17 protein-coding genes are annotated in these 11,411 nt (G+C 63.2%); 9 read left to right on the plus strand and 8 right to left on the minus strand.

Annotation, left to right across the window (positions count from 1 at the left end; all coding sequences use genetic code 11):
- Nucleotides 1-24: 24 nt before the first annotated feature.
- The 5 genes from GJR98_RS00380 to GJR98_RS00400 form a co-directional block, all read right to left on the minus strand.
- Complete coding sequence (locus tag GJR98_RS00380) at nt 25-1,608, minus strand: 2-oxo acid dehydrogenase subunit E2 (RefSeq protein WP_151134355.1); 1,584 nt, start codon at nt 1,606-1,608, stop codon at nt 25-27.
- 78 nt (nt 1,609-1,686) lie between these two features.
- Entirely contained in the window at nt 1,687-2,391 is a 705-nt protein-coding gene (locus tag GJR98_RS00385) for a class I SAM-dependent methyltransferase (RefSeq protein WP_151134358.1), read from the minus strand.
- Nucleotides 2,391-3,290, minus strand: a complete 900-nt coding sequence (locus tag GJR98_RS00390) for a thiamine-phosphate synthase family protein (protein WP_151134361.1) — start codon at nt 3,288-3,290, stop codon at nt 2,391-2,393. Before GJR98_RS00390 ends, GJR98_RS00385 begins: the two co-directional genes overlap by 1 nt.
- Entirely contained in the window at nt 3,287-3,880 is a 594-nt protein-coding gene (dcd, locus tag GJR98_RS00395; protein ID WP_151134364.1) for a dCTP deaminase, read from the minus strand. The genes GJR98_RS00390 and dcd overlap by 4 nt, the downstream gene beginning before the upstream one ends.
- A 71-nt stretch (nt 3,881-3,951) precedes the next feature.
- Nucleotides 3,952-4,098: a hypothetical protein gene (locus GJR98_RS00400; protein ID WP_154269675.1), complete on the minus strand. Its 147-nt coding sequence runs from the start codon at nt 4,096-4,098 to the stop codon at nt 3,952-3,954.
- Between GJR98_RS00400 and pth2 the strand changes: the two genes are divergently transcribed.
- Nucleotides 4,097-4,435 (plus strand): peptidyl-tRNA hydrolase Pth2, encoded by a 339-nt coding sequence (gene pth2 / locus GJR98_RS00405; RefSeq protein WP_151134366.1) that lies wholly within the window; start codon nt 4,097-4,099, stop codon nt 4,433-4,435. The two genes, GJR98_RS00400 and pth2, sit on opposite strands and share 2 nt — an antisense overlap.
- Entirely contained in the window at nt 4,435-5,781 is a 1,347-nt protein-coding gene (gene truD / locus GJR98_RS00410; RefSeq protein WP_151134369.1) for a tRNA pseudouridine(13) synthase TruD, read from the plus strand. The genes pth2 and truD overlap by 1 nt, the downstream gene beginning before the upstream one ends.
- 39 nt (nt 5,782-5,820) lie before the next feature.
- Here the strand turns inward: truD and GJR98_RS00415 are convergent, their stop codons facing one another.
- Nucleotides 5,821-6,603, minus strand: a complete 783-nt coding sequence (locus GJR98_RS00415; RefSeq protein ID WP_151134372.1) for a hypothetical protein — start codon at nt 6,601-6,603, stop codon at nt 5,821-5,823.
- Between the two features lie 127 nt (nt 6,604-6,730).
- Here GJR98_RS00415 and GJR98_RS00420 point away from each other — a divergent pair, with 127 nt between their 5' ends.
- Nucleotides 6,731-7,456 carry a DUF2103 domain-containing protein gene (locus tag GJR98_RS00420; RefSeq protein ID WP_151134375.1) on the plus strand — a complete coding sequence of 242 codons (726 nt, stop codon included), beginning with the start codon at nt 6,731-6,733 and terminating at the stop codon, nt 7,454-7,456.
- 32 nt (nt 7,457-7,488) lie between these two features.
- On the opposite strand, the gene GJR98_RS00425 is transcribed toward GJR98_RS00420, so the two are convergent.
- The gene (locus GJR98_RS00425) at nt 7,489-8,493 is read right to left on the minus strand and encodes an NAD-dependent epimerase/dehydratase family protein (protein ID WP_151134378.1); all 1,005 of its coding nucleotides are present in this window, start codon (nt 8,491-8,493) and stop codon (nt 7,489-7,491) included.
- 101 nt (nt 8,494-8,594) lie between these two features.
- On the opposite strand from GJR98_RS00425, the gene GJR98_RS00430 reads away from it, so the two are divergent.
- From GJR98_RS00430 to GJR98_RS00450, 5 genes are read left to right on the plus strand one after another with little or no spacing between them, the layout of a single operon-like run.
- Entirely contained in the window at nt 8,595-8,864 is a 270-nt protein-coding gene (locus GJR98_RS00430) for a 50S ribosomal protein L37ae (protein WP_151134381.1), read from the plus strand.
- 33 nt (nt 8,865-8,897) lie between these two features.
- Complete coding sequence (locus tag GJR98_RS00435) at nt 8,898-9,032, plus strand: DNA-directed RNA polymerase subunit P (protein ID WP_151110295.1); 135 nt, start codon at nt 8,898-8,900, stop codon at nt 9,030-9,032.
- Between the two features lies 1 nt (nt 9,033).
- Entirely contained in the window at nt 9,034-9,303 is a 270-nt protein-coding gene (locus tag GJR98_RS00440) for a KEOPS complex subunit Pcc1 (protein WP_151134384.1), read from the plus strand.
- Between the two features lie 43 nt (nt 9,304-9,346).
- Nucleotides 9,347-9,721: a prefoldin subunit beta gene (locus GJR98_RS00445; RefSeq protein ID WP_151134387.1), complete on the plus strand. Its 375-nt coding sequence runs from the start codon at nt 9,347-9,349 to the stop codon at nt 9,719-9,721.
- A complete protein-coding gene (locus GJR98_RS00450) occupies nt 9,722-9,976 on the plus strand; it encodes a DUF3194 domain-containing protein (protein WP_151134390.1) in 255 nt (84 codons plus the stop codon). It begins immediately after the preceding gene.
- A 90-nt stretch (nt 9,977-10,066) separates the two neighbouring features.
- Here the strand turns inward: GJR98_RS00450 and GJR98_RS00455 are convergent, their stop codons facing one another.
- Complete coding sequence (locus GJR98_RS00455) at nt 10,067-10,921, minus strand: DUF7847 domain-containing protein (RefSeq protein WP_151134393.1); 855 nt, start codon at nt 10,919-10,921, stop codon at nt 10,067-10,069.
- A gap of 213 nt (nt 10,922-11,134) precedes the next feature.
- Between GJR98_RS00455 and GJR98_RS17885 the strand changes: the two genes are divergently transcribed.
- Nucleotides 11,135-11,341: an HVO_0649 family zinc finger protein gene (locus GJR98_RS17885; protein ID WP_151134396.1), complete on the plus strand. Its 207-nt coding sequence runs from the start codon at nt 11,135-11,137 to the stop codon at nt 11,339-11,341.
- Nucleotides 11,342-11,411: the final 70 nt, after the last annotated feature.

The raw sequence follows: 11,411 nt of genomic DNA on the forward strand, positions 1-11,411 counted from the left end.
TTCTTTTTTAGCGATTCGACCGTCCTACTGCCCACCTGCCGCGATGACGAGTGGCCACGGGTTCTCGACGTGTCCGACGAGACTCCCGAGGTAGCGTGCCGCGTCGGCACCGTCGACGATACGGTGGTCGAACGACAGTGAGAACGAGATGCGTCGGCGAACGGCCACGTCTCCGTCGTCGGTCGGAACGACCTCCTTGCGAATCGTGTTGACGCCGAGGATGGCGACCTGTGGCGGGTTGATGATCGGGTCGAACGACTCCACTCCCAAGACGCCGAGGTTGGAGATGGTGAACGTCCCACCGGTCAGGTCGTCCATCGTGTAGTCACCCGAGAGTGCCCGTTGGGTGGTCTCTTTGCGCGTCTCGGCGAGTTCGGCAAGCGAGAGCGAGTCGACGTCGCGGACAACTGGGGCGATGAGTCCCTCCTCGATGTCGACCGCCATACAGATGTTGTGCGACTCGTGGAGTTTGTGGACCTCGTCTTCGAACGTCGCGTTGAACGCGGGGTACTCGTCCAGTGCCGCTGAGACCGCGAGAATGAGAACGTCGGAAATCGACACGTCGACGCCGAGCGCATCGTCCGCCGCGTCTGCGGCCGCGAGGAGTTCTTCCGCATCGGCGCTCCGGTTGACCGTCACGTGGACGGACTCACGGTAGCTCTGTCCCAATCGGTCGGCGATAGTTCGGCGCATGCCGGAGAGTGGGCGCTCCATCTCGACAGGCTCAGACGTGGCGGCTTCCGCTGCACCACCTTCTTCGGCTGCTGCGCGCACGTCAGACTCCGTGATGCGGCCGTTCTTCCCCGACCCGGAGACCTGCGAGATGTCCACACCAAGTTCGCGGGCTAACCGGCGAGCGCTTGGCGGGGCGAACACGCGCGTGTCCGATGCACCCTCTTCACTGGTCGCTGCTTCTGCAGACGATTCGCTCGATGCCGACTCTGCTGCGGCCTCGACGTCAGATTCGGTAATCGAGCCCTGGAAGCCAGTCCCTTCGACGGTCGAGAGGTCGACACCGAGGTTCTCTGCGAGTTGTTTCGCTCGCGGCGACGCCTGCACGTCAGCAGCTGCCGACTCGGCCGACTCGGCCGCTTCCTCGACGTCGGATTCGGTAATCGAGCCCTGGAAGCCAGTCCCCTCGACTGTCGAGAGGTCGACACCGAGGTCGTCCGCGAGTTGTTTCGCTCGCGGCGACGCCTGCACGTCGCTCGATGCCGACGCGGACGACTTCTGCGTGCCTGCGGACTGGGCTGAACTAGACGCTTCGGCAGTCGACGACTCGCTCTCTTCTGCCTCCGCTTCAGCGCCTCCACCTGCATCTGCTTCAGCGGCCCCACCAGCCTCTGCTTCGAGCGAAGAGATGTCCGCGTCCGCCTCAGCGACGATCGCAAGCGATCCACCAGGTTCCACCGAGTCACCTTCGGCGAGAATAACCCGGCGGAGAACACCGTCTTCTTTCGCTGTAATCTCCGCAGTCGTCTTCTCTGACTCGATTTCAGCGATTGGCTCACCTTCGGTGACGTCATCACCTTCTGAAACCAACCACACAGAGAGCTCCCCCGACTTCATTTCCAGCCCAAGCTTGGGCATTTTGACAACATATGCCATGTTACAACCATACACAATTGACCATGATATACTTTAACCGGATGGCGAATATTCTGCGAGGTAGCTAATTACTGTCTATCATTCAACAATACCGGCTCGAACCCGTGCAAACCCAAACGCGTGGGTTGTCGCGTTAACGTCGTAGCACCGTGATTCGAGCGCTTGATGGGCCGCGACCAGTCGCTCGTCGAGCATCGCCGTCGGCGACCCGTGCATCGTTCGCGTCCCGGGTGGCGCAGTCACGCGGACGAGTGCTCGGAAGAGCGGGTTGAGCGCTCGCCACGTCGGGGCCGTCGTTCGTGCGAGGTCGACCAAGCAGAGTCTCCCGCCGGGGCCGACGAGGTCTGCCCACGACGAGACCACTGCGTCGGGGTCTGCGAACATCCCGGAGACGAACGTCGCGAGGACGGCATCGGCGTCGTCGACGGGCGGTTGAGTCGCGTCGGCGCGGACGAGGTGTACGTTTGGATAGTCGCGAACCCGTTCGCGGGCGACGTCGAGGACGCCCGGTGAGAAGTCGAGACCGACGACAGTCCCGTCGGGGCCAACGCGGTCTGCGAGGTAGGGGAGGTTCGCACCCGTTCCACACCCCATCTCGACGACGGTGTCTCCCGAGGAGAGTCCGAGGGCGTCCGCCGCTTCGGTTCGGACACTCCCGACACCGGGCGTGCGGCGAGCGATGGCGTCGTAGAGGGTCGCCCACCGCGTGTAGAACGACTGCGCAACTGTCGATGGCGACGGAGCGGACGCACCGTCCGTGGAGGGCAGTGGGTTGGGGGACATCAGAGCAAGACGCGAATCACGTCGGCGACTGTGGGGGCGTCGGGGCCGAGGACGTACGTGATTGGTTCGATACCATACCCACCCGTCTGGTAGACGACGAACGTCTCGGGGAGGTCACGCCCTTCGAGTGTCGCACGAACCGGGTCGGTCGGCGCGTCGGGGTCGAACTCGATACACTCGTAGCCGGCCGCTTCGAGGTCGCCGACGAGCCCAGCATCGTAGACGAGGTTGAGCGCCGCGTTCACGTCGGCACCGGCAGACCGAGCAGACAACAGCACGCTGGCGACGTGTTCGCTGACGCCGAACTCTGGTTCGCCCGGAACCGTCGCTTGCCCTTTCACGTCGAAGATGCGGCCGGGAATCGCGGCCACGTCGTCGATGTTGTCGGCACCGGGAACCGCTTCGACGAGGTTCGACCCCACGTTCGGGATGAGGCCTGCGAACCCGGACGTGTTGGTGAGTATTCGAAGTCCCCGTCGGACCGACGACCGAACCTGTTCGACCGTCCGGAGGTGTCCTTCAGGGTCGTGGATGCTGTGGAACCCGTCGTAGGAGGCGAGTTGCGGCATCTCCTCTTCGTGGAGGTCCGACAGGAGGTCGCCTTCTTCGAGTTGACGGATGAGAACCTCGGCCTCGACGAGTGCCTGGACGGGCGTCATGTCACCGGTAGAGAGGCCCTCACCGACCCGAGCGACGAGGTCGTGAACGCGAGCATCGTCGGCGATACGGTCGTTCATCGTGACCTCGCCGTGGGCGTACTTCGAGACGGCACTCTGGCTAATGCCAAGCGCGTCGGCCACCTCAGCCTGCGTAAAGCCCCGATTGCGGAGGTCTTCGGCGAGCAGCGCTCGGAACGTGGGAAGAAACGCGTCGACGACGATTTCTTCGATGAACCTCATGCGTCGTCGGAGGCGTTGAACTCGGGGTCAGACCCGATTCGCGAGGCTTGTGGGCCGCGCTGGCCCTGATACTTCGACCCGCGTTCTGCGCCGTAGGGGCGCTCTGCGGGCGACTTCATCTCCGTGAACACGAGTTGCGAGATGCGCATACCGGGCGTGAGTGCCACAGGTGCAGTACCGAGGTTCGAGAGTTCGAGCGTAATCTGGCCTTCGTACCCGGGGTCGACGATTCCGGCCGTGGCGTGGATGACGACGGCGAGTCGGCCGAGCGACGAGCGCCCTTCGACGGTTGCGAGGAGGTCCGCAGGAATCTCGACGCGCTCTTTGGTCGTCCCGAGGACGAAGTCACCGGGGTGGAGGATGAAGTCGTCGCCTTCCGGGACGTGCGTCTCGCGGACGTACTTGCTCACTTCGTCTTCACGGGTGGGGTGGATGCAGGAGATGTTCGTGCGCTGGAACTCCAGAAAGTCCGTCCCGAGCCGGAGGTCCACGCTCGCAGGTTGGACCTGCATGTCGATGTCGTCGATTGGGTCGACGACGAGGTCACCTTTTTCGAGACGAGTGAGGATGTCTGTGTCCGAGAGTATCATTGTCGGAATGAGCGCGAGGAGGCAACGTAAATCCATCTTCTCGTCGGAGGACGTTCGAAGTCGACAGGTGGTTAGACGAGTTCGAAGAGGAGGCCGAGGAGGCTCAATCCAACCGTGACGACCGCAGCATCGCGAAGGTCGAGGTTTCTTCTGGCTGCCGGCGTGTCGACGCCCGCGATGGGAGGACATTTACCGCGTCGGTGGGGAGAACACGCCATGAAACAGGCCATCGTCGCCCGAGCGGACCTCGGTATGGGTCGAGGGAAACTCGCCGCGCAGGTCGCCCACGCCTCGCTGTCCGCGTACGAAGACACGGACACCCGGACACGGAAACGCTGGAAGGGTGGCGGACAAAAGAAGGTCGTCCTCAAGGTGAACGGTGAGTCGGCGCTGTTCCAACTCGCCGACAAAGCTGAGCGCGCAGGGCTCCCGACCGCCATCATCCGCGACGCAGGACACACCCAAGTCGACCCCGGAACGGTGACTGCACTCGCCATCGGCCCTGGTGACGACGACGAAATCGACCGCGTGACGGGCGACCTCTCGCTGTACTGATGCGCGAAGCACACGCACTCGAACGCGCCGTCGGCATCGACTACTACGTGAGCGACGCAGACGGCATCGGTGGGACGCTCCGAGTCGCACCCGAAGACTTCCGCGTCCGCGAACTCGAACTCGACTCGCTCAACATCCGGCCACTGGATGCACACACCGGCGACTTCCCCAACCTCGTTCTCCGCGTCACCCTCCGTGGGTGGGACACCAACGACTTCGCCGGACGCCTCTCGGACGAACTCGGTGTGAGCAGAGAACGCGTCTCCTGGGCCGGAACGAAGGACAAACACGCGGTGACGACACAGCTGTTCACCGTCCACGGAGGAGAAGCCGAGTCTGTGCCGGAGATTCCCAACGCCGACATCGAACTCGTCGGCCGACTCGGCCGCACCCTCGACTTCGGTGACCTCGCTGGCAACGGGTTCCGAATCCGCGTCCGCGACCCCGACCACCCGGAGAACGCGGCGGCGATTACCGAGGCGCTCCGCGACTTCGGTGGCCGCGACGACATGGTCGGCGTCCCCAACTTCTTCGGTCACCAGCGTTTCGGGAGCATCCGACCGGTCACGCACAAAATCGGCTTGCACGTCGTCCGCGGTGAGTGGCGCGAGGCCGTCCTCGCGTACTGTGGGAGTCCAAGCGAAGACGAACCCGAAGAGACCCAGGAGGGCCGCGCCATCGTGGACGAAGAAGCAGCGTCTGCGGACCCGGACTGGCACCGTGCGCTCGACGCGATACCGGGCTACCTCGGGTACGAACGTGGGATGCTCCACCGCCTCGCCGAAGACGGCGCAGAGACCGACGACGACTGGCGCAACGCGCTCGAATCGGTCCCCTCGAACCTCCAGCGACTGTTCGTCAACGCCGCCCAGTCGTACGTCTTCAACCGAATCCTGTCGGAGCGACTCGCCCGCGGCCTCCCATTCGACGAACCCGTCGAGGGCGACGTCGTCTGCTTCGCCGACCGAGACGCTCCCGAGGGCCTCGAACTCCCCGACGTGAGTCGCCTCCAGTCGGCGACCGGCCGGCGTGTCGACGTGATGGGCCGCCACATCGAACGTGGTCGAGCCTTCATCACCGCACCACTCGTCGGAACAGAGACGGAACTCGCCGACGGAGAACAGGGAGAAATCGAACGAGAAGTCCTCGACGAGTTGAACCTCGAACCGAGCGACTTCGACCTCCCCGGAAACTTCCGCTCGACCGGGACGCGGCGAGCGATTCTCGTCCGAACCGACCTCACCATCGACGAAGACGAGTTCGCCGTCGATTTCGCACTGCCACACGGGTCGTACGCGACGGCCGTGATGCGCGAGTATCTGAAAGCCGGGCCGCTGGACCTCTAAGAACCACAGCGGACGCGGTCAGTCGTCGGTTCTCGTTTCTTATTCTGCTGCGCCAGATGCCTCTGTCGCGCGCGTCGTCGCGTAGCCAATCGCGGCGAACGGAAGCGACAGCAGTGTCGCGACGAGCGCGAATCCGACGGCGAGCGCGACGGTCCAGAGTTGGAACCCGGAGGCTTCGGCCGCAGGCGGGAAGTAGAACCACACCGGAACTGCGAAGGCGAGCGCCGAGACGGCCGCACCGAGTTGGTGTTGGCCGCGCGCGCTCGCCACACCGAGTGCGTAGCCAACGGCGAGGGGGAGGGCGAGCGTGGACGTGCGGGCGACTGATGGACCGACGGCAGCGAAGGCGATACCCGCACCGAGTGCGATAGGGGCCATCGCGTACAACGACCCTGTGACGACACCTTCGGTGTTCGAACGCCCGGCGAAGACCGCGCCCGCAGCAGCGAGGAAGACGACGCCCGTGCCGACGACGACCACGGGCCTGTCACGGGCGAAGACGGCGACGAGCGGAATCCCAGCGGAGGCGACCAACGCGAACACGAGTTCTGCCGTCGTGCGGGTGTCTGCGGGGTCTCGGTGCACGAAGAACGCACTGAACGTGCCGGCGGCAAGCCACGCGAAGAATGCGAAGAGAACCGTCGAGATGGGTGCCGCCCGGCGAAGGTAGGATGCGATGGCGACGCCAGTCTCGATGGCTGACCGACCCAGTTGCGTGGCGAGTCGGACAGTCGTCTCCGGGTCGAGTGCGAGGGCGACCAACCCGACGAGACCGGCGAGAGCGAGTGGAGACAAAGACGCCAGAAGGGCACGACGACGCATACCTCGGTGTCACGGACCCGGCACCAATAGTTTTCGCCACCGAGGCGGTGTCGCCCGAACAGAGCGCGGTCCGCTTCCAACTTTCGACATAAACGCCCTTTTGTACGCGCACGCCCGAACCGACAGTATGCATTGCCGGCGGTGTGGAAATCCGTTAGACAAACCGGGAGACTACTGTCTGACCTGCAACACCGCCAACTGTGACGCCGTCGTCGCCGTCTTCGAATCCGACCGCGCGACGCTGACGTTCCTCGACGAAGACGAGGTCGTCGGCGAGACGGCTGTCACGACGATTCCCGAGACGGACGACGACACCAAAATCATCCAACTCCGGAACTTCGCAGGCCTCGTCGCCGACGAGATTCGGCGAAAGCGTCCGGAGACAGTGTACGCCGCTGGCGAACGCGACCCCTTGCGCGAGACGCGCGCGCAGCTTCATTACGAGTTCTACCGCGTCACCGACACGGACCCAGTAGAGTCAGTCATCGCCCGGCACGGCGAACGGGCGCTCGAAGTCGTCGACATCCCACCAGCAGAGAAACTCGGTGGGAGTCACACGACGCTCATCGGCGGACGAAAGGGACGGCGAGCGATTGGCGTCGTCGCCGGGCACCCACACGTCAAGAAAGTCATTCCAGGACCCATCGACGCCAGCGGCACCGGGTCGCGGACGGGACTCCGGGCCAAGGTCACGCGCGCCGACAACAACGGGAACGTCAGACTCCTCTTACGCGACGGGTCGAGCGTCCAAGAGAACCGCATCGTCACGACGGCGATGAACTACGAGACGGGTGAGCGTGTGCGCGACGACCTCAACGAAGCACTCCGCGAAGAAGAGTTACAAGACGAGTGAGCCACCGACTGGTGGGTCGCTTCCGTTGACGCTTATTGATGGGTCGCTTCAGACGGTCGGTCTGTGTCTGTGGACAGGCGAATCGGTTGTGTCGCAATCGCTTCGTCGCGGTACCACGCGACAGTCTCTTCGATAGCCGTTTCGAGCGGTGTCGCCGTCACCGCGTCACCGAAGGTGTCTCTGAACTTCTTGTCGGAGACGACGTAGGGGGCTTCGAACGAGTGTCGCTGTTCGAGGAGCTCGCTGAGGGGCGAACTCACGTACCCACCGAGGGTGAGCGGCACACCGGACACGGCGAGGATGCGCGGGAATCCGGGGTCGATGCCGACGGCGTCGTAGACGAGATAGACGAACCGCCGCGTCGAGACGGTCTCTGGATTCGGAACGTGCCACGCCTCACCGAGTGCCTCGTCACGCTCGCCGAGGAGAACCAACGCCCGTGCGAAATCCGGGACGTAGGTGTACGTGTGGGGGAGCTTCGGATTTCCGAAGACTCTCGCTCGCTTCCCTTCGACGGCCTCGCCGAACACCTGCTCACCAACGGCTGATTCTCGAACACGCGGGCCGAAGAAGTCGCTGGCGCGGCCAATCGTGGCCTCGATACGTCCCTCGTCGTGCGCATCGAGCACCATCCGGGCGCATTTAGCGCGGGTTCGTCCCTTCGGTCCGGTCGCCGCGTACGGGAGGTCCTCGGTGATTCGGGCGTCGACGTCGCCGTACATGTACAGATTCTCGGCGACGACCAGTCGCGCACCAGTGGCTTCGACACCCTCGACGATACCGCGCGTCAGGTCGGGGAAGAGTTCGGGCCACAGGTGGTACGGTGGTTGCGCGCAGTGGTAGACCACGTCGGCGTCTTCGAACGCCGCTTTTGCGAGGGCTGGGTCGGTCACGTCGATACGTCGATGCTCGGCCCCCTCGGGGAGTCTTCCAGAGAGATGTCGCGCCACCACCGCGACGTCGTCGCCGCGCTCTCGGAGGTGTTCTGTCACAGCCAATCCGACGGGACCCGCCCCGACCACGACGTGTTTTGTCATACCACTCAGTACGCAAAGGAGCGAGAAAGCCGTGTCTAGGCCGGCACACTCCGGCACGACTCGTAGGGTTTATCCATACTGCTGAGGTAGTTGGCGGTACTATGGCCGACAAGAAGGCACGATCCGTCGGAAGTGCCGGGCGCTTTGGGGCTCGGTACGGCCGCGTCGCCCGCCGCCGCGTCAAGGAAATCGAAGCAGAGATGCGAAGCGCAAAAGTCGACGGCGACGACGTCACCCGCGTCGGAACCGGCATCTGGAAGAACGAGAAGACTGGCGAGGTCTTCACTGGCGGTACCTACCGTCCCCAGACCCCGGCCGGCAAGCAGGTTCGACGCTCCATCCGCGCCGCACTGACTGGCGAGTCGGAATAACACCGAGCTAGCCTCGATTCCTCACATCTCACAATGAGCTACAAGTGTTCCCGGTGCAAGCGCGACGTCGAACTGGACGAGTTCGGTGGCGTTCGCTGCCCCTACTGTGGGCACCGCGTCCTGCTGAAGGAGCGGACCCCCAACGTGAAAGAAGTCAACGTCGAGTAACGTGCGCTCAGCGCACAGCGCTTCTCTCGAGTTCGACTACCCCGACGAGCGGCGCGCCCGTATCGTCGAACAGAGCGTCGCGGTCGAAGTCGGCGAGATCGACGACGCCCGGTCGCGCGCCCGCGTCCACCGCGAGGGCCGAACTGTCGTCGTCACCGTCGACGCAGGAGACATCGTCGCGCTCCGCGCCGGCGTAAACACGTGGATTCGCCTCGTCGAGACCGCAGAAGCCGTCTCAGCCGGAAGCGAGAGCCGTTCACAATCTGCGTAGGAGACCGCGGGTGTTTTAGGGCCGGCGTCCCGTCCGTTCGGGTATGCAGGGAAGTCTGCCGCCAGAAGCCCAAGAGAAGCTCGAAGAACTGCAGAACCTTCAGGAGACCGCCCAGAACGTCTCCGAGCAGAAGCAGTCTTCCGAAACGGCGCTCAACGAAGCCCAGACGGCACTCGAAACGCTCGAGGACGTCGACGCTGACTCGAAGATGTACCGCGAAGTCGGCGAACTCCTCATCGAGACCGACTACGAGACCGCTCAGGAAGACCTCGAAGAGAAGGTCGAGAGCCTCGAAGTCCGCGTCGAGCAGCTGACGAAGCAGGAGTCGCGCGTCCAAGAGAAGTTCGAGAGTCTGCAGGAAGAACTCCAGCAGATGCTGCAGGGCGGTGCCGGCCCGATGGGCCCCGGCGGCGCATAAATGCCAGAGCCAACGGACGAAGAAGTGGTCGAGACCGCCGCAGAGGCGGCCGAAGGCCTCATCTTCGCCCGGTTCAAGCAGTCGCGCGTCAAGGACTTTGACGTCACTGTGACGTTCGAAGACGGTGTGCTCGACGTCGACGTGTACATCAACGCACCCGACGACGCCGAGAACGCCGACGCAGTCGCCGACGAGGCGGCCCGAACGGCGCAGGAAGCCGTGGACGAACTGTTCGCGGCCGCTGACGAAGAGTAAGGGTCATTTTCGCGGGAACCCCCCGCACACTTTCCACACCGCGAGCGACGCGTCTGTATCGTCCGATGGAGAGACGAGCGTGTTCGTCCGTCAGTTCGCCTGAATCGGTCGAATCGACCGATAGAACGCCGTCGAGTACGTCGCGAAGAATGCGCCGAGGACGCTACTGACGACGACCAGGAGAACCACGAGTCCAACCGTCGCGCCGAGTCCGACCGATGGAAGACCGAACAGTTCTGGGGCCGTTACGGGAGCGGCACCGACGTCAGCGACTCCGGTCGACTGAGCCGGAAACACGGGACCAGTGAGCAGCGAGAACAACGCGCCGAAGACACCGAGGACAGCACCACCGACAGTGACGACGACGGTGTACCCGAGTACAGACACGAGGTTGTGCCGGACACACCACACGCTCCGTTTGATGGCGTCGATGGCTCCCAAATCGTCGATGACGATCGCGTGGCCGAAGAACTGTGAGACGAACAGGACGGCAAAGTAGACGAAGAAGATAGCCAGGCCAATCACAGCGATGGTTGCCAAGAGGGCGAGGCCCGGTTGCGACCCGTTCGCCAACAGAATCACGCCGCCGAACCCGACCACAAAGACGCTCACGAACCCTAACACGAAGTACAAGACGAGGAGTCCGAAGTACACGGCCAGTATCGACACGTAGTGGGCTTTCCCCTCACTCATGAACGTCTCGACGGTCGTTCGGCCACTCGTCGCCTCGTTGGCCATGCCGATGACGCCGCCGATGAAGAACGGTATGACGAATAGCAGAACTCCGCTAAACACGAGCGAGATGAGACTCCCGAGGAGTGGACTGATAGCCTGTGCGAGTAATCCGGGGAGTTGAAAGAGACTGATTGCTGCGGTCACCGCGAACAACACTGGGTTTCGCCGAAGCGACTCACCTGCTGTTCCGAGGGCTTGGAGGGCGGCCATAGTCACGAGATAGTGACAATCAATAAAGAATTACTGGTTGACACGAAGTGCGTAATCGGTCGAGTACACACTTGACATCCATAGCCAACACCGGGGTGGACCACGACGGAAAAGGTGTAATGGCGAGTTCAGTTTCTGATTCCGCAGAATAACGTGGTAGTAACTGTACAATCGCCCGGTACTATTATCAAGGAATGTGGTGTATGTTACCTCATGTCAGTTAGACGTACCCCGAGAGGGACGACTGCGTTGGACCGACTCCGAGAACACTACACCGACGTAGACCGGCTGTGTTCGAAGTGTGGACACGTGGATACAGAGGGTTCGTGGTCGGCGAAGACGACTGGTTCGACGGTCTTCTACAGACATATCTGTCCGAGTTGCGGTGCCATCGAGACGAGAACGCTCTCGTTGAAGTAGTGCGACGAGGCCACTCCTCTCGTCGCGTGACGCTGTCCGGTGAGTGACGACGCCGCGACGAAAAATGTGA

It is taken from the genome of Haloferax marinisediminis (assembly GCF_009674585.1).
GTDB classification, from domain to species: domain Archaea; phylum Halobacteriota; class Halobacteria; order Halobacteriales; family Haloferacaceae; genus Haloferax; species Haloferax marinisediminis.